Below are 21,266 nucleotides of genomic sequence, written 5' to 3' on the forward strand. Positions count from 1 at the left end.
ATAGAAAACTCATACTATGAACAATATTGACATCTCAAATAAATTGCGACTAAAGCGTGCACAGCTTAGTATTGCAGTAACTTTAGTCCTCGCATACTCATCAGGAACATTAGGCGCGAACTGCGTTTTTATTTCAAGCAGTCATTTCACAGCAAACTTTGGAAACTCACCAATTAATGTGACAGTCCCTAAAGACGCACCTATTGGGACGATTGTATATCAGGAATCCATCTTAGGGCCGAGCAAGGGTTTTCAGTGCAACACAACCGCCCCATTTATATTTTCTCTTAACCCTACTTTTGGTAGCGTCACCACTGGCACTAGTTTCCCCCTAGGTAAAACAGGGCTATCATTAAGGGTTAATTATGAAGATTATGGATATCTGTCGGCAGATCGGACTTTAGAGACGAGATACTACGTTGACCCGGCTAGATACTATAGAATTGAAATTATTAAATCCAGTGAGCAGCCCTCGCAAAACATGATCCCTGCTGGTTACCTTGGAACACATAGATATGGGGACCTCGATCTTGTCAAACTCAACCTGCTCAATCCGATCATTCTCAACTCAGCTTCCTGTCAAACTCCTGATGTGTCAGTCCAAATGGGTGACGACTACCAACTAGATGAGTTCAGTAATGTCGGCGACACACCCCGAACGATCAAATTCAACATTGGGCTCAATCAGTGCCAAACTGGAATCCAGAAAGTCACCTATTCACTCAAAGCTACTTCTCAAGTCATCGACCAGCAGAATGGAGTCGTGGCGCTCAACTCCAGCTCAACAGCAAAAGGCATTGGCTTGAAGCTGATGGACGGGGCGGGTCAACCTATAGCATTAGGCACCTCCTACCCCTTCAGTGGATTCAACACTTCTGGCACAAGCTTCAAAATACCGTTGTCAGCTGCTTATTACCGTCTGGCCGACAAGGTGGAGGCAGGCAGCGCAAATGCCTCGGTAACGTTCACAGTGAATTACCTGTGATACATCCAGAACCCCAGAAGCGCAAAAACCCCGCACAGAGCGGCAATGTTGTTCACTTAAGCGATTTCTAACTCTGTGGGAGTGGCGGTGCGACGACTCGACTTGCTCGCGATGGTCGTAAACGATGACGCGTATTTACTGAGTAAATGCGTCGCTCTGAAGACCATCGCGGGCAAGCCCGCTCCCACAATTGAGTAGCGTTGCTCTTAAGTGAACAGCATTGCGCACAGGGCGGGGCTTGATTGAAACTTCACAGGGTTCAAATGACGTTCAACAGGCCCAAATTGACCACACGTCATTCAGGAGTGCGCAGGCTCTAGGCTTAAATTTAGGGATGGAGTAGGATTAAATCCTGTTTAATTGAGGACTTTCATCATGCGCAGCACTCAACAATTCAGCATCACTCTGCCCAACCAAATGGCCGATGCGGTCAAAGCCAAGGTAGCGGCTGGTGAGTACGCCACTGAAAGTGAAGTGATTCGCGATGGCCTGCGGGCGTTAATGGCGCGTGACCGTGCTCTGGAAAACTGGCTCGTCGGGCAAGTAGCACCGGCTTATGACGCCTTGAAAGCTGACCCTTCGAGCGCGCTAAGCATCGATGAGGTGCGTGCCCGGTTAGCCGCAGAACACCAAACCGCCACTTCCCAATCGTAATGGCGTACAGGGTCGAGTTTGCACCGCAAGCTCTGGAACAATTGACGGCGCTCTATCGTTACATTGCCACTGCTGCCTCGCCGCACATTGCCCAGCGCTATACCGACGCCATCGTGGCCTATTGCGAAGATCTTCGTACATTCCCGCATCGGGGCAATCTGCGCGACGACATTCGCCCAGGTCTGCGTATCACCAATTATCGCAAGCGCACTGTCATCGCGTTTGCCGTCGAGGCCAAACAGGTCTACATCATTGGCATTTATTACGGTGGCCAAGACTTTGAGTCAGCCCTGCAATTTGAGCTGGATGATTAACCCCACAACATCACCCCCTCCTCACTCGGCACCATCACATCCGGCAGTTGAATAACCACCCCCGCCCGAAACGGCTGCACCACATAGGCCAGTCCCTGGTTGGCATCGAGCACGGCTTCGACCGTGCCGTTGAGGTGGCCGTAGTAGTTCTGGCAGATCGTGTCGAGCACGTCACCGCTAGCGGTTCTGCAGGTCGTCGCCATAGCGTACAAACTCCAGGGTAAAGGCTTGTTTGCGCGGGATGCCGCCTTGCAGGAAGGCGCCCTGTTCTTCTTCGATGCTTTTCAGGCAACAGTAGCCCAGCACTTCGCCGTAGCCAGTGGTCAGGCTCAGTCGCTGCAGTTGGGCGCCGATGCTGCGCAGGGTGTCCAGTTGTTTGAGCCCCCCTTGAAACCCGGGTAAATCAAGCCTTTTAGCTTGATACACTCTTCGCCCATGCCGATGGCTTGTTGTGCCGTTCGGCGCGTCAGGCGCTCTTGCGCGGCCCAGCGAAAGTCGGTTCGGCAAGGCAAGCCTGCTGCTTGGGCACACTGAGGGGGATATTACGCAGCGGGTCTACAGGCGCATCGGGGCAACCGCCAACCCGTCAAAATAAGCTGAGTTATGGAACACATGCCAAAAAGTTTTGGAACGCCTCACCCAAAATCACCCTTCAGCATCCCTCTTTCCCAAACCCCAGAAACGACAAAGCCCGCCAAAAGGCGGGCTCTGCGGTGCAGCAATATGGCGGATGCGATGGGATTCGAACTCATGGACCTGTTACAGTCGACGGTTTTCAAGACACCCGTGTATGCATATACAGTGCGTGGCCTGTAGCAGGTTTCTGGTGCCATTACTTTGAGTGTTGTGATTGGCTGCAGGCCACGTCCTGTAAGGGGTCGATTTTTGGTTATGTCACCAGATTTTGCCTTATTAGACGTCAAAACCCAATGGTCGTGAGCGCTCTGATGCCTGGCAAACGCTTGTGAAGGTCAGAGCTTTTTTGCACTCAAACGGATCAACTTCGCCAGAGCTTTGCACTCCGGGTCAGTCTCCGCATCCACACAAGCATCCTTCATGGCCAGCTTGGAAACGCCTCCCCACTCCAGCACAAAACCGGCACGCCGTGCCAACGCATCCAGGTACTCGCGCTGCGTTCGACCGTTACCTTCTCGGAATGGATGAATATGGTTGATGCGGCCAAGTGCAACCCCCGCCTCGGCAGCGAAACCCTTGAGATCACCGCTCAAGTCAGACAGAAAATCAGTTTGCTTGAGGCGAAGCCACATATCGTGGAAAGCGAGTTCAACTTCTTGGTGTGCGAGGAATATAGTGTCGTTCTTGGCGATATCGACTTTGCGGCACTCACCTGCCCAAGGGTAAATATCCTGGAACATGAATCGATGAATCGCCTGCAGGTGTTTTAGCGAGAAATCGCCTTCGATGGGCTCTTCCTGGAGCTGAATAATGCGAACTGACGCAAAGTCAGTCTCGGCTTCACCCAGGGTGGCAGTGTCCTGAATGTTCAAGAGGTTGATCAGAACCCCGTTGGGGTAGACGTAAGGATCGTCTTCAACGGAGTAGCCAGCGACGTAGTAGTGATCATCACCTTCATCGTGGGTGATATTACTGGTCATTTTGAGCCGTAGCGGGCTTTGGTCGCTGCCAGCAGCTCTGCGGAAGAAATCTTGCCATCGCGATACTCGGCCATTTTGCTCGCCACAAAAGCGCTCGTGCGGGCACCTTCAAGGTTGTTGGTGGCAACGACGTGATCGACGTTTGCAGTGCGTGCTGTGGATTGGCTGTTGAGCATGGAGTTACCCTCGGGTGATCTACGCTTTACTGTATAGAAGAACGGCATTGGGCTTCAAGGTGAAACCTTCTGAACAGCTACCGCACGCCCGAAACATCAAAGCAACCCGCCCTACCGAAAGTTTCGGAACGCCTCGCCCCCACCCACAGGGCTGAGAAGCCTTTCCCCAAACCCCAGAAACGACAAAGCCCGCCAAAAGGCGGGCTCTGCGGTGTAGCAATATGGCGGAGGCGATGGGATTCGAACTCATGGACCTGTTACAGTCGACGGTTTTCAAGACCGTTGCCTTAAACCACTCGGCCACACCTCCTATACGTTGTTTCGGGCGCCATAATACCTGAATGAAACACGTTGTCAAACTCTCTTGATCCCTTGTTTCAGAGCCTCTGCTATGATCTTTGCTACTTAACATTTCAAACCACAGGAGTATCGCCATGCGCGAACAGGATTACGCTACTAACAACAGCGTGCAGGCCGAGCAGCTAGAGGTTAGCCGCGTCCTGCGCAACACGTACGGTTTGCTGGCTCTTACCCTGGCTTTCAGCGGTGTAATGGCTTATGTCTCGCAGCAGATGCGGGTCGGCTACCCCAATATTTTCGTTGTCCTCATCGGTTTCTACGGCCTGTTCTTCTTGACGAACAAGCTGCGTGATTCGGCATGGGGCCTGGTGTCTGCCTTTGCGCTGACCGGTTTTATGGGCTTTTTGCTGGGCCCTATCCTTAACCGCTACCTGGGCATGCAGGGCGGCGCAGAGGTGGTTAGCTCCGCATTTGCCATGACGGCCCTGGTATTTGGCGGGCTGTCTGCCTATGTGCTGATCACCCGCAAGGACATGAGCTTCCTGGGCGGCTTTATCACTGCCGGTTTCTTTGTGCTGCTGGGCGCCACGCTGGCAAGCTTCTTCTTCCAGATCAGCGGCCTGCAACTGGCTATCAGCGCCGGCTTTGTATTGTTCTCTTCGGTCTGCATCCTGTTCCAGACCAGCGCCATCATTCATGGCGGTGAGCGCAACTACATCATGGCTACCATCAGCCTGTATGTGTCGATCTACAACCTGTTTATCAGCCTGCTGCAACTTTTCGGCATCATGAGCCGCGACGACTGATCAACAACCGCTACGCAAAAGCCCGCTTCGGCGGGCTTTTTGTTGTCTGCTGCAAGCATCTTTGGGCTTCTGGCTTTATCATTGCCGCAGATTTGCTGACAGAGCCCACCATGAAATTTGCCATTGCCCTTTATTCAGCGGCCCATGCCCCCTCCTCCCGACGAGCCTTGCGCTTTGCCGAGGCGGCGCTGGCTGGCGGCCATGAAATTGTCCGTTTGTTCTTCTATCAGGACGGCGTTCATATTGCCTCGAGCAATATTGTCACGCCGCAAGACGAGCAGGACCTCGCGCAGCAATGGGCAACTTTTATCAGCCAGCACCAGCTTGATGGCGTGGTCTGTATTGCCGCCGCCTTGCGCCGTGGCGTGCTCAATGCAGACGAGGCCGAGCGCTATCAGCGCCCTGGGGTCAATTTACAAGCACCCTGGGAGTTGTCCGGGCTGGGCCAATTGCACGATGCCATTCAATCAGCCGATCGACTGATCTGCTTCGGGGGGCCTTGATATGTCCAAGTCACTGTTGATTATCACCCGTCAGGCGCCGTGGTCTGGTCCCGGCGCCAAAGAAGCACTGGATATCGTGCTGGCAGGTGGCGCTTTTGATTTGCCGATTGGTTTGCTGTTTATGGATGACGGTATTTTTCAGCTGCTGTCGAATCAAAATCCCGCGGCCATCCAACAGAAGAATCTGACAGCCAATCTGCAGGCCCTGTCCATGTTCGGCGTGGATGATCTGTTTGCCTGCAGCCACAGCCTCAGCGAACGTGGCATCTCATCCGAAGGGCTTGCGGTAGCGGATGTACAACCGCTTTCGACTGAAGAAGTTCGCGCTCTCGTTGACCGTTACGACCAGGTGATCACCCTCTGATGTCGACCTTACACGTTTTGAGTCACTCACCCTTTTCTGACACACGCCTGGATAGCTGCCTGCGCTTGTTGGGTAGCGACGATGCGCTGCTGCTCAGTGGCGACGCGGTATATGCCCTGCACCTTCAAGGCAGTGCTCTCACGGTTCTAGAAGATAAAACCGTGTTTATCCTTGAAGAGGACTTGCAGGCGCGTAATCTGGAATGCCCGCAGTGGGCGACCTGTGTTGATTACCCGGCTTTTGTCGAGCTATCGATTCGTTATGACAAGGTCAACAGCTGGCTATGAATACCCTCACCCTTAACGGTAAAGAGATCGGGCTGGACAAGGACGGTTATCTGCTCGACCTCAATGATTGGTCTGCCGAGGTCGCTCAGGCACTGGCGGCGCAGTCGGGTATCGAGTTGAGCCCCGAGCATTGGCAAATCCTCGAGCTGTTGCGCAGTTTCTATCAGGAGTTTGAACTGTCCCCAGCCACCCGCCCGCTGATCAAGTACACGGCGCTCAAACTGGGGCCAGAAAAAGGCAACAGCCTGCACCTCAACCGACTGTTTAACGGCACCCCTGCCAAACTTGCCGCCAAGCTGGCGGGCCTGCCCAAGCCGACCAATTGCCTATGAACGCTCCCGCTGCGCTGACTTTAGAAACCCCTGCCGAACACCCTTTTGCCCAATTTGTGCGCATCCTGGGCAAAGGCAAACGCGGTGCCCGCAACCTGACTCGCGAAGAAGCCCGCGAGGCCATGGGCATGCTGCTTGACGAAAAGGCAGAAGATACGCAACTGGGCGCCTTCCTGATGTTGCTGCGGCACAAGGAAGAAAGCCCCGAGGAACTGGCCGGTTTTACTGAGGCCGTGAGGGAACGTCTGACAGCACCTGAAATCCGGGTGGATATCGACTGGCCGACTTACGCCGGTAAAAAGCGCCATCTGCCCTGGTATCTGCTGGCCGCCAAGTGCCTGGCAGAAAATGGCGTACGCATCTTCATGCACGGTGGTGGCGCCCACACGGCGGGCCGACTGTACAGCGAGCAGCTTCTCGACGCCTTGGCCATTCCGCTGTGCCGCGACTGGCAAAGCGTCAATCAGGCCCTGGATGCTGGCAATCTGGCGTTTATGCCACTGCAGGACTGGGCGCCGCAGCTGCAACGCATGATCGATCTGCGCAACACCCTGGGCCTGCGCTCACCGATTCACTCGCTGGCACGCATTCTCAACCCTCTGGGTGCGCGCTGTGGCCTGCAGAGCATCTTCCATCCGGGCTATCAAAGTGTGCATCGTGAAGCCAGCGGCTTGCTGGGGGACAACAGCATCGTGGTCAAAGGCGATGGCGGCGAAGTTGAAATCAACCCGGACACCCTGAGCCATCTTTATGGCACCACGGCCGGGGTTAGCTGGGACGAGGAATGGCCGGCATTGTCAGCGCAGCGCCATGTTAAACCGGCGTCGCTGCAACCCGAGCATCTCAAGGCGCTATGGCGCGGCGAGATTGAAGACAGTTATCCGCAACTGGCTCTGCTTTCGACCATGGCCCTGGCATTGCGCGGCCTGGGCACGCCCCGGGAGCAGGCTTTCGAGCTGGCACAACGCTATTGGGATAACCGCGACAAATCGATTTAAGCCCATTTACGAGAACGCTCATGCTTATCCCTTACGACCAGCTTGAACCCGACACCCTCACCCGCCTGATCGAAGACTTCGTCAGCCGTGATGGCACTGATAACGGCGATGACACGCCACAAGAAACCCGCGTGCTGCGGGTGCGCCATGCCTTGAGCAAAGGTCAGGCGGTTATTTTCTTTGACCTCGAAAGCCAGCAATGCCAGCTCATGCCCAGGCACGCGGTGCCCAAAGAGTTCTTTGATTAACCCTGCTTGAGTGGACCGATTGCCAGGCGCCCGACGAGCTGGTTTTTTATCCGCTCATAGATCTCTGACCGATGAACGCTGATGTGTCTGGGAGCTTCGATCCCCAGGCGCACGTTATTGCCATTAACGGCAATGATGTACAGGGTAATGTCCTGTCCGATTGAAATACGCTCGCCTGCGTTACGACTCAATATCTGCATGGCTTTTATCCTTAGGGCTGGGTGGCCTCAAAGACTGCACGGCGTAAAACTTCGCTTCAATCCCTACAAGTTAATTCAGCAACAGACTACTTTTGCAGCAGCAATTTCCTACAGATAACCTGTCGAAAATTCCTTTTTACGGGCTTGAAAAGCGCGGCCCCAGCAAGATGATGGTCGCGCCAACCACGCACAACCCCACTCCTATCCAGTCAGAGCTCAGCGGCCGAATCCGCTCCACCACTGCCAGCCAGGCAATAGACGTCACGATATAAATCCCGCCATAGGCGGCATAGGCACGCCCGGCATAGGCCGCCTCGACCTTGGTCAGGAGCAGTGCAAACAGCACCAGGCTCAAAATGGCCGGCAATGCCCACCATGCGCTCTTGCCCTGACGCAGCCACATCCAGAAGCCGTAGCAGCCTGCGATTTCAAACAGGGCGGCCAAAAAAAACCAAAGGTAATTGAGCATATGCAGTGTCTCCAGACGGGCAGCGCGCCACCCTACCTGTGCACATGCAACTGATCAAGGCCGAACTATTTTTCAACCCGCCATAAAGAAAAGTTGAATTATTCCCCGAGCCGCAGAGTCGGATTTTATAAGCACTGCCCATCCCTGGCGGAACCTATCAATAAGGAAATGCTCATGACCACGATTCTACTGATCGTCCTGATTTTGCTGTTAGTCGGCGGGCTGCCGGTGTTCCCTCACTCCAAAAGCTGGGGCTATGGCCCCTCAGGCATTATCGGTACCGTGCTGGTGGTGCTGCTGATACTGCTATTGCTCGGCAAAATTTGACCCAATAGAAAAAAACGGCCCGGAGACTAATGCCAGTCATGCAAGCTGACAGGCATTAGCCTTCAAAGGCCCTTAATTACGAAACACAGTCGCCTAACTCGACATTGCCGGGGAGTACTCCAACTTCTGCGCAGTGTCGATTTTCATCTTTGCATTGCGGACAACACCACGGGAGTGGCAGGTTCTGTAACGTTTTGGTTCTGTGTTGGCCGTGGCGGCCATGCATTGAAATCCAGATCAAGATCCTTGAACTTGCTGGAATCAAAAATAGGCGTCTTGATGCCTGCTTTACGTTGCTGATCATAGTCACGCAGCACGCGCATGCCGACATTGAACAACATCGCAATAGCAATCAGATTCACGAAAGCCAGCATTGTCATGGTGATATCGGCGAAGGCGAAAACCGTATCCAGGTTCTGCACAGCCCCCCAAAAGATCAGGACCAGAACCAAACCACGATAGACAATGACCGTACTACGCTTTTCCCCCAGCAAAAACCGCAGATTGTTCTCGCCCAGATAGTAGTTGTACAGGATCGAAGTGAAGACAAATATGGTGAAGTAACTGCCCAGGCCCACGACAAGTACAATCAGGAGCTTGCCGGAAAGAAAGTTGTTAATGACATCAAGCATGATTTGAACCTCTTATTGTTATAGGTTTCAAGCACGCACACGCCCTTGCAATTCACCACAAGGGACACGTGAAATGACCAAATTTACTGGTTAAGTTGCAACCGCCAAGCTGTGAGGCTCAGGCGGATTGGCTACTGGCGTGGAAGTCGGCGATCTGGCTCCACATCGCGATCGGGTTGGAATACATGGGGAAATGCCCGCAAACGGGAATTGGCGCAAGGCGTACGCCCTGAGACTGGATATGCGCAAGGTAGGACAGTGATGAGTTCTGCTCGCCGTACATAAACATTCGCGGGCACTTCAAGCCAAGAAACTTATCCATCAATTCGGCGTTGTCGGACAGATCAACTATCGACTCGAAAATCCCGCGTACGGCCCCTGCACGCACCTTGTGTCGCAAGCTCGCCGAATACAGGGCGCTGGCATACGCCGGGGCCTGCCTTACACGCTTGATAAAGGCCGTGAAAAACGCCTCGGGATCATCGCTCGGATAGTCGGCGATCTGGCGACTGAGAAAGCAGTCTTCCGGAGCGATATTGCCCTCTATATCCGTAAAGCTCAGTACCCGCCCCGGATGCTCATGGGCCAGCATCAGAGCAGCCAGGCCGCCCATGGAGTGACCGACCAGATGGAAGCGTTCGATATCGAAATGCTCCAGCACTTGCAGGGTCACCTGCATCAAAAGCGGGATGGAAGTCCTGGACAGGTCACTGCACCAGGTTTCACCGCACCCAGGTGCGTCAAAGGCGATGAAGGGGTGACCGTCGAATTCTGCCTGCAGCGCGATACCGGCATAGTCCTCTTTGGTCGAACCAAAACCATGCAGGAATACAATCGGCGCCAGCTCGCCCTTCCTGTGAAGGGCAGCGATGTTCAGTTGGACACCCTCTATGGTCAGAGGTAGTTGGGTTTGGGTAAATGTTTCGGATGCAGACACGTTAATAGTCCCTTAAACGAAGAGGATTGCTGCCGCACGAAAGTTGCTGGCAGTCCGAGACGCAATCTCAAGGGATTCGTGCGGCCTGTAAAATCCTGATTGTGGAAGGCTTTGATACGCTAGAACTATGACTCAACTTTGGCGTTTGCACAGCCCATAAAAAATCCGATGCCCGTACAGGCATCGGATTTTTTTTCTTGCGGCCAGTCGGTCAAGCCCGGAGGCTTGACCGACTGGCAGGCTGATTACTTCGGATCAGCCACACCTGCGGTGTTGTCCAGCAGGCTCTTGGTAGCGGTTTGCAGGAAGGATTCGAGCTTTTTCTTCATCTCGTCAATTTCCTGAGGGTCGGTTACTACTTTGGCTTCAGGGTTGGTGCCCAGTTTGTACTGCCAGACCTTGGCCGGCATATCTTTAGGCTGAACCAGCACATGGTCGTCGCTGATGATCGCCACGGTCTGATCGCTGCCAGACGGCTTGATCACGCCGCTGCCCTTGTCGCCTTCAGGCAGGGTCAGCAGGTCACGGCCCCAGCATTGCTGACGGAACTCACCACCCAGACGGCCCATGATGGTGGGTACGATATCAACCTGGGTGCCCACTGTGTCAGTGCGCATACCGAACTTCTCCTGGATGCCAGGACCGATCAGCAGCAATGGCACGTTGAAACGGCCAAGGTCCATCTCGGAAATCTGCTGTTCGTTACCGAAACCATGGTCGCCCACGATCACAAACAGGGTTTCCTTGAAGTACGGTTCTTTACGTGCTTTTTCGAAGAACTGGCCCAGCGCCCAGTCGGAATAACGCATCGCCGTCAAATGCTCATTGAGCGAACCGCGATCGGTTACCGGCTCAACCGGCAACGGCGTAGGCAAGGCATACGGCGTGTGGTTGGACAGGGTTTGCAGCAACGCATAGAAAGGCTCTTTGCCTTCACGCTTTTTCAGCTCTTCAAGACTGCGGTTGAACATGTCCTGGTCGGACACACCCCAGGTAGGATCAGAGAACACCGGATCGACGAAATCGTTACGACCTACAAAGGTAGTCATACCTTGGTTACTGAAGAAGCCTGACTGGTTGTCCCAGGCAAAATCGCCGTTGTAGACGTATACGTCATCGAACTTGCGAGCGCTGAGCAGTTCCGGCAGGCCGGACAGCTTGTGGCTGCCTTCCGGGGTCTGCATCAGGTATTCGAAACCCGGCAGGTTCGGGAAGCATGCCATGGTGGCAAACATGCCCTGGTGGGTATGGGTGCCATTGGAGAAGAAGCGCTCAAACAGCAAGCCTTCCTTGGACAACTCGTCGAAATACGGGGTGATATTGCCCGGACGACCCAGCGCGCCCACCGAGTGACCGGCGAAGCTTTCCATCAGGATCACGACAACGTTCTTGATCGGCAGCGTTTTTTCCGCAGGCGGCGTAGTATCGCGACGCACAGGAGCGGTATCAGGATCAACCAGCTTGTCGTTCTCGGTCAGCAGCATGTCACGCACGGTCTGCGTCGCGACAGGCTGCTCAAGGGTGGCCTTCCAGATATTGGTGCGATCGTCACCGAAGCGGCTTTTCGCAGCAGCAATCAACGACAGAGAGCCGTTAAGCCCCAACTGGTTGGCGAAGTTGGAGTCTGTTGTGTAGGCATCGCCCCAACGCAGCGGAGGACCCTGACGCAGGGTACCGCGAGCCGCGACCACACATACCAGCAACAGCACTACAAACACTACGGCACGGCCATACCACGGCGCCACGGCGCGGGAAGTGCCAGCCGTCGCGGACGTTGCGCTTGGGCGAGTGATGCGGTCTGCGCCACGGAAGGCAAAGTACAAAATCAGGGTGCCAACGGCCCACGACAACAGGTAGCGCACCACCGGGAAACCGTACCAGAGCATGCTCATAACGGTTTTCGGGTCTTCCTTCACGTACTGGAACACCAGACCGTTAAGGCGTTGGTGAAACTCGCGATAGAAGTCCATCTCCATCAGGCCCAAAAACAGCGCCAGGCTGGAGGCAGCGGTCAGCCAGAAGCGCAGCACGCCGCGCATGGCCATGGCCTTGACGCTAAGCACTGCCAGCAGCAACGGAATACTGAAGTAGACGACAATTCGCAGATCAAAACGCAGGCCGTTGGCGAACGCTTCAAGGAAAGTCGAGGCCGGGGTGTCGAGGATCATTTCCCGGTTATAAACCAGCAATGCCACCCGCAGCAGGGTGAACATCACCATCATGATCAAGGCACAGAGCAGCGTAAACGCCAGATGCGATTTGACGGTGGGTTGCAACACACGCGTGGCAGCGTGCTGTTGTCTTGGGGCGTCCGGGTTTGCCATGTCGTTTTAGGACCCATTGGTTCAAGTTGAAGTGGCTTTATCACCGGTGGCTTGCCACGGGTGCATCGCTCTTTAATTACACAGGATTTAGCCCGACACCAACCGTAAACACCGGGTTAGAGGCGTTCGAGAATTGGCTGGGCGAAATTTTGCGTGCGAATTGTCTTAAAGATACCGTGAAAATTTTGTGCAGAGCACATCTTGAAACACAAGAAAGGGCCATCAGGCCCTTTCTTGCGCATCCAGATACTCAGTCGTTGCTTGGCTTGTTGATAGCCTGCAAAACATATTGCGGCAATGCGAAAGCACCGATGTGAACTTCCGGATTGTAGTAGCGGGTCACGATACCGCTACCGGCGAAACGCTGACGCAGGGTTTCAAGCGGCAACTTGCGATAGCTCGCATCAGTCGAACCCCAGGCAAAGGTCATGGCGCCGCCGATATAGGTCGGCACCGCCGCCTGGTAGAAATGCCAGTCGGCAAACAGGCTGTGCATGCGTCCGGCGGTGGTCTGTACTTCCTGCAACTGCATAAACGGTGTGCCGTTTTGCGTGACCAGTACGCCCCCTTCATTCAGGCAGCGATGGCAGGCCTGGTAGAAGTTTTCGGAGAACAGCACTTCGCCCGGGCCGATCGGATCGGTGGAGTCCGAAATGATCACATCGAATTTTTCTTCGGTGGTGGCGACAAAGCGCATGCCGTCGTCGATCACCAGGTTCAGACGGGGATCGTCGTATGCACCCTTGGAATGGTTGGGCAGGAACTCTTTGCACATGTCAACCACAGTGCCGTCGATCTCGACCATGGTGATATGTTCAATACCGATGTGCTTGGTGACTTCGCGCAACATGCCGCCATCACCGCCGCCAATGATCAGCACGCGCTTGACGGCACCGTGGGCCAGGATCGGCACATGGGTCAGCATTTCGTGGTAGATGAACTCGTCCGCTTCGGTGGTCTGGATCACACCGTCCAGCGCCATCACACGGCCCATGACCGGGTTTTCGAAAATCACCAGATGCTGGTGCTCGGTACGCACTTCATGGAGCAACTTGTCCATGCGAAAGCGTTGGCCATAACCTTCGTAAAGGGTTTCGAGATAGTCGGTTTTAAGCGATTCGGTCATGGGTAGTCCCCTTGAATGCTGGTGGCAACGGACGGTCACCCGCCCATGATCGACAGCCAAACCGCACACCGCAAGCGCGACACGGGCTCAACTGTCCAGGAAAGGCGCGCATTCTACGTCGAGGAACATGACAGGTCGAACCTTGACGCTGACAAACTCAGCGGGCAGCCATGATTTTTCATCGCTGCCCGCCGACAAGGGCCTAAATACGCACATTGCCCCTTGGCCCGGCGATGGCCCAAATGACCAGCCCCAGTACCGGCAGGAACACAATCAGCAACACCCAGAGGATTTTCGCTCCGGTCCCGGCCCCGCTCTTGAGCACGTTGATGATGGCCCAGATATCCAGGGCCAGAATGATCAGGCCGACCAGACCATTAAAGGTTGAACCCATGATGACGCTCCCTAGTGAGTACTTGTGCTCATAGGATAGTCACCCGCGGCCGGGGTTCATTTTTTTATTGCATGGCTCTGGCTTCAGACGTGGACGGCGACCTTCAAGGCCTCCAGCGCAGGCGCGGCAGCGATGCCGACTTCGGCGCACAGTTCGAGCACGCGCGGCACGTCATTACCGTAAACCAGCACCACCTGGATTTCATCATCCAGCGGCTGGCTCAGGTTCACCAGCACATAACCCCCCTGCTCCGGGCTCATGCTGCCCATCTGGATCTGAATGCGGTTGAGCGCCGTCAGCGGCTCGGTCTTGGCCAACTGCTTGGGTTTGATATTGAACGCTACATCCGGGCCAAACGAGGCGACGATCTGGGCAAACAGGTCCATATAAGTATCGGCCTGGAACAACACCGTTTCCGGCAAGCTGCCCACCACAACCCATTCGCCCAGCGGGATAGGGAAGCTTTCGTCGTAGTTGATGTCCGGGTTGGCAGCCAGAAACGCATCTTGATCAGCGTAGGCTTGCGCCGCCTCATCTGCGATTTTTGCGATTTCGGCGTCGCCCATGCACCCGGAGCTGATTTTGCTGATGAGTTCAACGAGTGTGGTTTTCATGGGCGCGGCCTGTCACAAGGAAATTTAAGGGCGCGCAGGATATCTCAATTGCGGCCCTCAAGGGCAATCAGCCCGACAGCTTCTCGAGCTGCGCTACGGTATCGGCTGCGCCCATGGTCTTGGCCGCATCCAGCGCGGTGATGCCATTGGCGTCCTTGGCGTGTGGATCTGCGCCCTTGCTGATCAGGTATTCGATGATCTCGGTGCGGTTGAACATGGCCGCCATCATCAGCGCAGTGCGACCGTCAAACGAAGCACCCTCAACCTGCGCGCCACCCTCGATCAGGGTCTTGACCATCAGCAGATCGCCTTTGAAGGCTGCGCCGGCAATCGGACTTTGCCCGTTGTCATTGCGGATTTCGGGATCGGCATTGTGCTCAAGCAGCACCTTTACCGCCTCCGCATGCCCGTGGTAGCTGGCCAGCATCAACAGGGTATCGCCCTTGTGATTGCGCAAATTGGCCGGCAAGCCCTTGCTCAGCAAAGCTGCAAGCATGGCAGCATCACCGTCGCGCGCCTTGTTGAACACCTGCTCGGCAAATTCGGCAGCCTCTTCTGGGGTCATCTGCCGATTCTGGTCTGCTGGCTTGTTGTCTGACATGTAAGGCTCCACCTTCGCTACAAAGAAACCTAGTTTCCTGAGACGCAGCGGATGTGTCATCCCTTTTTTGCTCAAGAGCTTCATAGAGATAATCAATAGGTCGCAATCATTGTGAGAGCTGGCTTACCTGGGATTCAAAATCCCGGAAGCTGAAGTTGAAAGGCGGTGATCTATTAACTCGTCACCCTTGATCCATACGGTCGGTGGAACCGAGCTCGGCAAATGCAACGTGGAAATCAGAGATTGTTAAGCGTCAATCCCGGGATTTCGGGCGAGGACGCGCTGCATTTCTCAAACTCCAGATACGAACTAACCGGTTAGCGCTGGCTCCCCCCTCCTAGCAAATGGTTAACACTCTTAGAATAATCTGCCCATGCAGTTGGGCAATGAACTCGGCATCATTTTCACTTTCACTGTCGTTCGCCGAAGAAGCGATTTTGAATAATTGAAAAAACGGCTGCATTTTAAGATGCGTCCTACATTAATTCTTTTGCTGCTTTGTTAGCGTGCACCGCACGTCTAAGCGTGTTCAGGCTAAGCATGGTCTGGGCATTGCGTTGTGCCTCCTCTCTCAGCTTAAGGATAAGCGTATGTTCGCACCGGCCAATACTGCGCACTTCGCGATACTGATCCCCTCTGTTCGTAACGACTTCAAGGTACTGGCCTTCAAGGGCACTGAAGCCATCAGCCGCTTGTATGCGATCCAGGTTGAGCTGGTCAGCGAGTACCCTGATTTCGATCTTGAACGCCTGCTCAGCCAGCCAGCTTTTCTGCAATTTGGCCTCAATGGCGAGGGTATTCATGGGCGAATCGAAGATGTTTACGTGGGTGAAGCTGGCAAGCGCCTGTCCCGCTACCACCTGTCCCTGGTACCTGACTTGCACTATCTGCAGTTCAGTCACAACCCAAGGATCTTCCAGCACCTGACGGTGCCACACATCATCGCCCAGGTACTCAGCGGCCATGGCATCCAGGCCGACGCCTATACCTTCAATGTCAGCACCAGCCCGGAGCGCGAATACTGTACCCAATATGGTGAAAACGACTTCGAGTTCATCCAGAGGTTGTGCAGTGAAGACGGGATTTCGTGGCACCACCAACACAGCCAGGACGGCCATCAGTTGGTGTTTACGGACGATCAGACTTACTTCCCCAAACTGGGGAGCACACCCTATCAGCAAGGTTCGGGCCTGACCGCGGATCACCCGGTCGTCAACCAGTTCTCCATGCGCTTCAACACGCGTACCAGCACGGCCACCCATCGCAGTTATGATTTAAAACGCCCAAGCCTGTTGCTGCAAAGCCGGTTTACCGCCGAGTTCAGCCCTGTACTTGAAGACTACCGCTACCCGGTGCCGCATGAAAATGAAAAGCTCGGCAGGCAGATTGCCCGCCAGGCCCTGGAACGGCACCGAGCCGACTATCAGTTAGCCGAAGGCCAAAGCGACCAGCCCACCCTGCGCAGCGGCCACTTCTTCGACCTGAGCGAACACCCGCGCCAGCCATGCAACGCTTTGTGGTTGCTGCTCAGTGTGACGCACTCGGGCAAGCAACCGCAGGTACTGGAAGAAGCCATCACCAGCGACGCCAAGCCTGAAGACGGCTTCACTCAAGGTTACCGCAACAGCTTCAGCGCAATCCCCTGGGACGTGTTCTACCGCCCGCCGCTGGTCACGCGCCAATCGGTCCTGGTCAGTCAGACCGCCCGAGTCACCGGCCCCCCAGGGGAAGAAATATTTTGCGATGAGTACGGTCGGGTCAAGGTCGAATTCCACTGGGATCGCGCCGAACGGGGCAGCGACAAGAGCAGTTGCTGGCTGCGGGTGTCCTCCAGCTGGGCAGGAGACAGTTTCGGGGCGGTAACCATTCCGCGTATCGGCATGGAAGTGGTGGTGACCTACCTGGAAGGTAACCCCGACCATCCGTTGATTACCGGTTGCGTGCCCAACAAGGTCACGCCGGTTCCCTACCCCTTGCCCGCGAACAAAACCAAAACCGTGTTGCGTAGCCACAGCTCACCTGCCAGTGGAGGCTACAACGAGCTGTCGATTGAAGACCGTACGGGGCAGGAAAAGATCTACCTGCGGGCTCAACGTGATATTGAACAGACGATCCTCAATAACAGCGACACCAGCATCGGTAACGACCGCAGCGAGCAAGTTACTCGTGACAGTCACAGCCTGATCGGCAACAACCGCTTTGAGCAGGTGGATAACAACAGCTCCAGCTTGATCAAGGGTGACGAACTGCACACCACCCAAGGTCTGCGTAACACGGTGATCGGTGGTAACGAACTGATCAGCATCACCGGTAACAGCAGCACCGCAGCAGAGGGCACGCTGGTGATTCAGGCAGGTGCACAAGCCCATGTCACCGCTGCCAATGTAGTGATCAATGCGGGAATGAGTTTGACGCTCCAGGCCGGCGGTCAACATATCCTTATCACCGCAGGCGGCATTTTCAGTAGCGTGCCCATCGTCCAGGGCGGTGCGCCCGTAACAGGTGTTCCTTCGCTGCAAGCCGCACAGGCGCTCGTCAGCGCACCCCAGGCCATTATCGCTAATCCGCTGTCCATTTTGAGCGCTGTCAAACAGCAAGCGGCGGACTACTGCCCGCTCTGCGAGGCCTGTCGCGACGGCCTGTGCAACATGGGAGAGTGTGCATGAACACGCTTGAACGATGGCTACACAAGCAATCCAGGCAAGGACGACACCTCTACTTGGTACTGGACTCGGATGGCCAGCTTGATGAGCGCAATGCGTTGGCCAGCGCACTTGGCGTCGACCAGTGCCGCAACCTGTATGTCGGTACACCGGCGAACTCCCTGGCTAACGTTGCCCCCTGGCTCTTTCAGTTGACCACGCTGGAGCACCCTGCCCTTAAAGCACTGCTCAATGCACCACAGCGTCACTGGGGCTGGCTGGCGAGTGCCGAAAGTTCTGATCTCGATCAGATCGCCACACATTGGCAGAACCGTCTGGTGACGGGTGAGCGACCGCATCAGGCGCTTTATCGCTTTCACGATAACCGCGTATTGGCACGTGCACTGGCGTATCTGCAACCCGAACAGCTTCCTGACTACCTCGGCCTTATGACCAGCGTATGTTACTGGCAGGCTGAGCAGTGGACGGTCACCGATAACCCTGACCTCGGTGTTCATCCCCTGCCCCCAGACCCGGCGTGGTGCCATACCCCAACGCCAGAGGCCATATTCAGTAGCATACAGTTCGACAATGCGCGCCGTTACCTGGTGCGCGAACACACCGAACAGATGCTCAACCTGGCCCGCCAGCAAGACATGGATACCTGGCTACGTGGCCAGCTTGATCTTGCGCGCACCTGGGGATGGCAAGACCCTGACAGCCTGCACTTTTTACTGACGCAAAGCTTGCAGGCGCCGGGCTACTCGCCACCGAAAAACTGGCTACCGCAGGCAAACGAAACTCCTACGATGCACTTTGACCGGGTTTATCAGGAAACGCTGTATTGGCAGGGAGATGCCCCCCTATGAAACACCTTATCCGCAGTTTATGCCTTGGCAGTTGCCTGGCCCTGACCCTCGGCTGTTCCACCACCGGAAAGTCCAATACATTTACCTTTACCGCCGACTTGCCACCGGACTTTGCTTATGCGGCAAGGGCCAACTATGTGCCAGCCAAAGGTGAGACGTGTAGCGTCCCGGGCGGGAGAAACACTCAGATTGGTTACAACGTTGAGGAGTGGCGAACTCAATACAAACCTGACTCTGAAATCGAACTGCACAGGACGGTGAGTGGCTGCCCATTGGTGCTACATAACATTGAACTGAATATCTACGCGAAATATGGAAAAGACCGAGGTGATTTTGGCAGTGATTTCGGAAAAATAGCAGTGCGCGCCCAGCTGGATGAACGCGACCAAGACACCTTTAACGTGGCAGGTGAAAGCGAGTTTTACGGCCAGTGCCAGTGGTTGTTTCGCACATCAGGCAGTTTGCGCCGCATTGTAAAAATCCTCGACTGCAAAGACACCGATGCCCAGGGCAAGCTGACGCGAGGTCATCCGTTTGCGGCATATACCCTGGATCAACTGCCAGGTAAGACCGTGCGCCTAAGAATCAAGCAAACCTCAGAGGAAAGACCAGCTGTTGGAGATACCTGGGTGAAAGTTCCTGATGGCTGGAAGCGCTGCATGGGTGACAACTTTAAAGACCAATATGCATTTTGCAGAGGCAATCACAAAGACTTCAGCACCTTCCGCATGCCAGACGGCCGTGATACCTGCACCATTTACCCCGGCTGCACGGAAAACAATGAGGTGACCCCATGAGCCTTGCCTCCCTGAAAGACAGTGATAAAGCGTCCTTTGACGGTCGTATCCATAGCTGCCCTTTACGCGGGCACTCGACCAGCTTTCAGTTGGTGGACGAATTTGGCAACGGCCAGCCCTACGAAGGACTTGCTTATCAAGTCATTGATCACGAAGACATTATCTACGCTGGTACGCTGGATACGACAGGCTCTGGCAAAGTGGAAAACCACTACTGTGGCCCTGTGGAGCTTCGGATTAATCAGGCTTACCTGGGAAACGAAAACGCTTATACATTTTTACGCGAAAGACCAAATTACCCACTTCCCATCACCGAACTGCAAGTGCGTGCCGAGAAAACCCGCTTCTTCAATAAGTCCGGCCTGCGTACGCAGTCCAACCCTGCACAAGGCAAGGCGGATGCAGGAGCCTTTCATCAAGTTGAAGTGCGTGAACTGGTAGAGCACGGCGCGCATCTGCCGCCGTTGGCTGCACGCCACTTTCCGCCCGACTTCCATGTGCTCAAGCTGTTTCGACCGCTACCGGTTAAAGGCACAGCTGGCTACAAGCCAGAGCTGGCTAAACGTTCCGGCATTCCGCTGATGGCGAACAAGCACCACGTACTGGAAGTGCGCCCGTTGCGGGCCTTGCGCCCGATGCTTTCGACCAGCAACAAGTTCTGCGCGCTCAATCTGTACCAGTTGGCATTAATGGCGACCTTGAGTTACACCCCGTTTGGTCAGAACCCGGACGAACAGCCAGTGATGGGTAATACCGTAACCTTTCCTGATCAGCCCAGCAGTGGCAACTGGTTTGGGGATGCCTTGGCCAGGGCCAATGAGATCTGGCAGGTAGACGCCGGTCAAAAACCGAATAAACCATACTACCCGCTCTATGAAGATGTGCCGTATTCCAAACGTCTGGAAGTCGTGCCGTTTGATCCGCAGTTGTACCCGCAGGTTAATGACCCCGGTTTAGGCGAACAACAGGAAAATCCGGCAACGATTCACTTCCTCGATGACCGCAAGCGAAAAAACAATACTGACAGCCAGGCCTTTATCACCCACCACGATGAACTGATATTGATTGCGGTACGTGGCACAAATGAACAACCGTGGGATCTGTTAACGGACATCGATGCCACACAGGTGCCTTTTGAAGAAGGCGTTGGCCAAGCTCACCAAGGATTTTATGGGGCGGCAAAAGTCGTATATGACTTCGCGACAACCTACCTGGATAAATTTTACAGCGGACAAAAAATCATTATCACCGGCCACAGCCTGGGCGGTGCCATTGCTTTACTGTTGGCTGAAATGATACGGCGCCGGGAAGGTTTTACTTACGACCCACTGCTCTACACCTATGGTGCTCCACGGGCCGCTGACCAGACCTTCGTAGAGGGCGCATCGGCACTGACACATCATCGTATGGTCAACCACAACGACCCGATCCCGAGCGTTCCTGGAACCGATATGGACACCAAGCCCAAGGTGTATGGCACCGGGCTCGCCGTCAGCTTCTTCAATGCGCCATTGGGTATCTCGATATTTTTTGCCGGCGTGGCCAATCTCCGTGGCGCACCTTACGCACACCACGGCACGCTGCATCACTTTATGCCGGTGAGATTTGAAAACGGTCATCAGTCCCAGATTCTTTGGGAGCCTGGCTGCGAAAGCATTACCAATAAAGCCTGCAATGAAATAATCCAGCAAAAAAACGGCCTGCCTACGCACCGTGCTTTCGAGCCTGCCCTCTACGTACTCAATCACTTG

The 21,266-nt window shown here is 54.9% G+C and carries 26 protein-coding genes, 1 tRNA gene and 2 pseudogenes; 15 read left to right on the forward strand and 14 right to left on the reverse strand.

Annotation, left to right across the window (positions count from 1 at the left end; translation table 11 throughout):
* The first annotated feature begins 16 nt into the window (after window positions 1-16).
* The 3 genes from ACZRMH_RS18775 (at window position 17) to ACZRMH_RS18785 (ending at window position 1,953) form a co-directional block, all read left to right on the forward strand.
* Window positions 17-985: a fimbrial protein gene (locus ACZRMH_RS18775; protein WP_464014702.1), complete on the forward strand. Its 969-nt coding sequence runs from the start codon at window positions 17-19 to the stop codon at window positions 983-985.
* A gap of 375 nt (window positions 986-1,360) precedes the next feature.
* Window positions 1,361-1,639, forward strand: coding sequence for a ribbon-helix-helix domain-containing protein (locus ACZRMH_RS18780; protein ID WP_464014703.1), 279 nt, complete (start codon window positions 1,361-1,363; stop codon window positions 1,637-1,639).
* Window positions 1,639-1,953, forward strand: coding sequence for a type II toxin-antitoxin system RelE/ParE family toxin (locus ACZRMH_RS18785; RefSeq protein WP_464014704.1), 315 nt, complete (start codon window positions 1,639-1,641; stop codon window positions 1,951-1,953). The genes ACZRMH_RS18780 and ACZRMH_RS18785 overlap by 1 nt, the downstream gene beginning before the upstream one ends.
* On the opposite strand, the gene ACZRMH_RS18790 is transcribed toward ACZRMH_RS18785, so the two are convergent.
* The 5 genes and pseudogenes from ACZRMH_RS18790 to ACZRMH_RS18810 form a co-directional block, all read right to left on the reverse strand.
* Window positions 1,950-2,156 carry a tail protein X gene (locus ACZRMH_RS18790; RefSeq protein ID WP_464014705.1) on the reverse strand — a complete coding sequence of 69 codons (207 nt, stop codon included), beginning with the start codon at window positions 2,154-2,156 and terminating at the stop codon, window positions 1,950-1,952. The genes ACZRMH_RS18785 and ACZRMH_RS18790 overlap by 4 nt on opposite strands.
* A pseudogene (locus ACZRMH_RS18795) lies at window positions 2,131-2,453 on the reverse strand (phage tail protein); the annotation flags it as partial. The pseudogene ACZRMH_RS18795 and the gene ACZRMH_RS18790, both read right to left, overlap by 26 nt.
* Window positions 2,454-2,924: 471 nt before the next feature.
* Window positions 2,925-3,569: a Fic/DOC family protein gene (locus ACZRMH_RS18800; protein ID WP_464014706.1), complete on the reverse strand. Its 645-nt coding sequence runs from the start codon at window positions 3,567-3,569 to the stop codon at window positions 2,925-2,927.
* A complete protein-coding gene (locus ACZRMH_RS18805) occupies window positions 3,566-3,745 on the reverse strand; it encodes an antitoxin VbhA family protein (RefSeq protein ID WP_464014707.1) in 180 nt (59 codons plus the stop codon). The genes ACZRMH_RS18800 and ACZRMH_RS18805 overlap by 4 nt, the downstream gene beginning before the upstream one ends.
* A gap of 222 nt (window positions 3,746-3,967) precedes the next feature.
* Window positions 3,968-4,055: transfer RNA gene (locus tag ACZRMH_RS18810), tRNA-Ser, on the reverse strand.
* A 124-nt stretch (window positions 4,056-4,179) separates the two neighbouring features.
* Here ACZRMH_RS18810 and ACZRMH_RS18815 point away from each other — a divergent pair.
* From ACZRMH_RS18815 to ACZRMH_RS18845, 7 genes are all read left to right on the forward strand, one after another.
* The gene (locus tag ACZRMH_RS18815; RefSeq protein ID WP_464014708.1) at window positions 4,180-4,851 is read left to right on the forward strand and encodes a Bax inhibitor-1/YccA family protein; all 672 of its coding nucleotides are present in this window, start codon (window positions 4,180-4,182) and stop codon (window positions 4,849-4,851) included.
* Window positions 4,852-4,961: 110 nt separating this feature from the next.
* Complete coding sequence (tusD, locus tag ACZRMH_RS18820) at window positions 4,962-5,354, forward strand: sulfurtransferase complex subunit TusD (protein WP_464014709.1); 393 nt, start codon at window positions 4,962-4,964, stop codon at window positions 5,352-5,354.
* Between the two features lies 1 nt (window position 5,355).
* Window positions 5,356-5,718, forward strand: coding sequence for a sulfurtransferase complex subunit TusC (gene tusC, locus ACZRMH_RS18825; protein ID WP_464014710.1), 363 nt, complete (start codon window positions 5,356-5,358; stop codon window positions 5,716-5,718).
* Window positions 5,718-6,005, forward strand: a complete 288-nt coding sequence (gene tusB / locus ACZRMH_RS18830) for a sulfurtransferase complex subunit TusB (protein ID WP_464014711.1) — start codon at window positions 5,718-5,720, stop codon at window positions 6,003-6,005. Before tusC ends, tusB begins: the two co-directional genes overlap by 1 nt.
* A complete protein-coding gene (locus ACZRMH_RS18835) occupies window positions 6,002-6,337 on the forward strand; it encodes a TusE/DsrC/DsvC family sulfur relay protein (protein WP_464014712.1) in 336 nt (111 codons plus the stop codon). Before tusB ends, ACZRMH_RS18835 begins: the two co-directional genes overlap by 4 nt.
* Entirely contained in the window at window positions 6,334-7,335 is a 1,002-nt protein-coding gene (locus ACZRMH_RS18840) for a glycosyl transferase family protein (RefSeq protein ID WP_464014713.1), read from the forward strand. Before ACZRMH_RS18835 ends, ACZRMH_RS18840 begins: the two co-directional genes overlap by 4 nt.
* A 20-nt stretch (window positions 7,336-7,355) precedes the next feature.
* Window positions 7,356-7,583 (forward strand): YheU family protein, encoded by a 228-nt coding sequence (locus tag ACZRMH_RS18845; RefSeq protein ID WP_095002028.1) that lies wholly within the window; start codon window positions 7,356-7,358, stop codon window positions 7,581-7,583.
* Here the strand turns inward: ACZRMH_RS18845 and csrA are convergent.
* Complete coding sequence (csrA, locus tag ACZRMH_RS18850; protein WP_464014714.1) at window positions 7,580-7,783, reverse strand: carbon storage regulator CsrA; 204 nt, start codon at window positions 7,781-7,783, stop codon at window positions 7,580-7,582. The two genes, ACZRMH_RS18845 and csrA, sit on opposite strands and share 4 nt — an antisense overlap.
* 136 nt (window positions 7,784-7,919) lie before the next feature.
* Entirely contained in the window at window positions 7,920-8,252 is a 333-nt protein-coding gene (locus ACZRMH_RS18855; RefSeq protein WP_464014715.1) for a YnfA family protein, read from the reverse strand.
* Between the two features lie 168 nt (window positions 8,253-8,420).
* Between ACZRMH_RS18855 and ACZRMH_RS18860 the strand changes: the two genes are divergently transcribed.
* Entirely contained in the window at window positions 8,421-8,579 is a 159-nt protein-coding gene (locus tag ACZRMH_RS18860; protein ID WP_088500097.1) for a DUF3309 family protein, read from the forward strand.
* Window positions 8,580-8,722: 143 nt separating this feature from the next.
* Here ACZRMH_RS18860 and ACZRMH_RS18865 read toward each other — a convergent pair.
* From ACZRMH_RS18865 to ACZRMH_RS18895, 7 genes and pseudogenes are all read right to left on the reverse strand, one after another.
* Window positions 8,723-9,136: pseudogene (locus ACZRMH_RS18865) on the reverse strand (alanine:cation symporter family protein); the annotation flags it as partial.
* A 193-nt stretch (window positions 9,137-9,329) separates the two neighbouring features.
* Window positions 9,330-10,148, reverse strand: a complete 819-nt coding sequence (locus tag ACZRMH_RS18870; protein ID WP_464014716.1) for an alpha/beta fold hydrolase — start codon at window positions 10,146-10,148, stop codon at window positions 9,330-9,332.
* 245 nt (window positions 10,149-10,393) lie between these two features.
* Entirely contained in the window at window positions 10,394-12,472 is a 2,079-nt protein-coding gene (locus ACZRMH_RS18875) for an LTA synthase family protein (RefSeq protein ID WP_464014717.1), read from the reverse strand.
* Window positions 12,473-12,722: 250 nt separating this feature from the next.
* Complete coding sequence (gene speE, locus ACZRMH_RS18880) at window positions 12,723-13,598, reverse strand: polyamine aminopropyltransferase (protein ID WP_464014718.1); 876 nt, start codon at window positions 13,596-13,598, stop codon at window positions 12,723-12,725.
* A gap of 202 nt (window positions 13,599-13,800) precedes the next feature.
* On the reverse strand, window positions 13,801-13,992 hold the full coding sequence (locus ACZRMH_RS18885) for a PLDc N-terminal domain-containing protein (RefSeq protein WP_464014719.1): 192 nt from the start codon (window positions 13,990-13,992) through the stop codon (window positions 13,801-13,803).
* Window positions 13,993-14,075: 83 nt separating this feature from the next.
* Window positions 14,076-14,606: a hypothetical protein gene (locus ACZRMH_RS18890; protein WP_464014720.1), complete on the reverse strand. Its 531-nt coding sequence runs from the start codon at window positions 14,604-14,606 to the stop codon at window positions 14,076-14,078.
* A 67-nt stretch (window positions 14,607-14,673) separates the two neighbouring features.
* Entirely contained in the window at window positions 14,674-15,207 is a 534-nt protein-coding gene (locus ACZRMH_RS18895; protein ID WP_464014721.1) for an ankyrin repeat domain-containing protein, read from the reverse strand.
* A 590-nt stretch (window positions 15,208-15,797) separates the two neighbouring features.
* Between ACZRMH_RS18895 and ACZRMH_RS18900 the strand changes: the two genes are divergently transcribed.
* The 4 genes from ACZRMH_RS18900 to ACZRMH_RS18915 form a co-directional block, all read left to right on the forward strand.
* Window positions 15,798-17,873: a type VI secretion system Vgr family protein gene (locus ACZRMH_RS18900; RefSeq protein WP_464014722.1), complete on the forward strand. Its 2,076-nt coding sequence runs from the start codon at window positions 15,798-15,800 to the stop codon at window positions 17,871-17,873.
* A complete protein-coding gene (locus ACZRMH_RS18905) occupies window positions 17,870-18,718 on the forward strand; it encodes a DUF4123 domain-containing protein (RefSeq protein ID WP_464014723.1) in 849 nt (282 codons plus the stop codon). The genes ACZRMH_RS18900 and ACZRMH_RS18905 overlap by 4 nt, the downstream gene beginning before the upstream one ends.
* Window positions 18,715-19,515, forward strand: coding sequence for a hypothetical protein (locus ACZRMH_RS18910; RefSeq protein ID WP_464014724.1), 801 nt, complete (start codon window positions 18,715-18,717; stop codon window positions 19,513-19,515). The genes ACZRMH_RS18905 and ACZRMH_RS18910 overlap by 4 nt, the downstream gene beginning before the upstream one ends.
* On the forward strand, window positions 19,512-21,266 hold a 1,755-nt coding region (locus ACZRMH_RS18915; protein WP_464014725.1), incomplete at its 3' end, for a lipase family protein. The genes ACZRMH_RS18910 and ACZRMH_RS18915, both read left to right, overlap by 4 nt.

This window comes from Pseudomonas sp. B414, assembly GCF_055408445.1.

Bases quoted from the DNA above. Each gene is read 5' to 3' on its own strand.
- ACZRMH_RS18775 (WP_464014702.1), top strand. From the start codon at position 17: ATGAACAATATTGACATCTCAAATAAATTGCGACTAAAGCGTGCACAG.
- ACZRMH_RS18780 (WP_464014703.1), top strand. From the start codon at position 1,361: ATGCGCAGCACTCAACAATTCAGCATCACTCTGCCCAACCAAATGGCC.
- ACZRMH_RS18785 (WP_464014704.1), top strand. From the start codon at position 1,639: ATGGCGTACAGGGTCGAGTTTGCACCGCAAGCTCTGGAACAATTGACG.
- ACZRMH_RS18790 (WP_464014705.1), bottom strand. From the start codon at position 2,156: ATGGCGACGACCTGCAGAACCGCTAGCGGTGACGTGCTCGACACGATC.
- ACZRMH_RS18800 (WP_464014706.1), bottom strand. From the start codon at position 3,569: ATGACCAGTAATATCACCCACGATGAAGGTGATGATCACTACTACGTC.
- ACZRMH_RS18805 (WP_464014707.1), bottom strand. From the start codon at position 3,745: ATGCTCAACAGCCAATCCACAGCACGCACTGCAAACGTCGATCACGTC.
- ACZRMH_RS18815 (WP_464014708.1), top strand. From the start codon at position 4,180: ATGCGCGAACAGGATTACGCTACTAACAACAGCGTGCAGGCCGAGCAG.
- tusD (WP_464014709.1), top strand. From the start codon at position 4,962: ATGAAATTTGCCATTGCCCTTTATTCAGCGGCCCATGCCCCCTCCTCC.
- tusC (WP_464014710.1), top strand. From the start codon at position 5,356: ATGTCCAAGTCACTGTTGATTATCACCCGTCAGGCGCCGTGGTCTGGT.
- tusB (WP_464014711.1), top strand. From the start codon at position 5,718: ATGTCGACCTTACACGTTTTGAGTCACTCACCCTTTTCTGACACACGC.
- ACZRMH_RS18835 (WP_464014712.1), top strand. From the start codon at position 6,002: ATGAATACCCTCACCCTTAACGGTAAAGAGATCGGGCTGGACAAGGAC.
- ACZRMH_RS18840 (WP_464014713.1), top strand. From the start codon at position 6,334: ATGAACGCTCCCGCTGCGCTGACTTTAGAAACCCCTGCCGAACACCCT.
- ACZRMH_RS18845 (WP_095002028.1), top strand. From the start codon at position 7,356: ATGCTTATCCCTTACGACCAGCTTGAACCCGACACCCTCACCCGCCTG.
- csrA (WP_464014714.1), bottom strand. From the start codon at position 7,783: ATGCAGATATTGAGTCGTAACGCAGGCGAGCGTATTTCAATCGGACAG.
- ACZRMH_RS18855 (WP_464014715.1), bottom strand. From the start codon at position 8,252: ATGCTCAATTACCTTTGGTTTTTTTTGGCCGCCCTGTTTGAAATCGCA.
- ACZRMH_RS18860 (WP_088500097.1), top strand. From the start codon at position 8,421: ATGCTCATGACCACGATTCTACTGATCGTCCTGATTTTGCTGTTAGTC.
- ACZRMH_RS18875 (WP_464014717.1), bottom strand. From the start codon at position 12,472: ATGGCAAACCCGGACGCCCCAAGACAACAGCACGCTGCCACGCGTGTG.
- speE (WP_464014718.1), bottom strand. From the start codon at position 13,598: ATGACCGAATCGCTTAAAACCGACTATCTCGAAACCCTTTACGAAGGT.
- ACZRMH_RS18885 (WP_464014719.1), bottom strand. From the start codon at position 13,992: ATGGGTTCAACCTTTAATGGTCTGGTCGGCCTGATCATTCTGGCCCTG.
- ACZRMH_RS18890 (WP_464014720.1), bottom strand. From the start codon at position 14,606: ATGAAAACCACACTCGTTGAACTCATCAGCAAAATCAGCTCCGGGTGC.
- ACZRMH_RS18895 (WP_464014721.1), bottom strand. From the start codon at position 15,207: ATGTCAGACAACAAGCCAGCAGACCAGAATCGGCAGATGACCCCAGAA.
- ACZRMH_RS18900 (WP_464014722.1), top strand. From the start codon at position 15,798: ATGTTCGCACCGGCCAATACTGCGCACTTCGCGATACTGATCCCCTCT.
- ACZRMH_RS18905 (WP_464014723.1), top strand. From the start codon at position 17,870: ATGAACACGCTTGAACGATGGCTACACAAGCAATCCAGGCAAGGACGA.
- ACZRMH_RS18910 (WP_464014724.1), top strand. From the start codon at position 18,715: ATGAAACACCTTATCCGCAGTTTATGCCTTGGCAGTTGCCTGGCCCTG.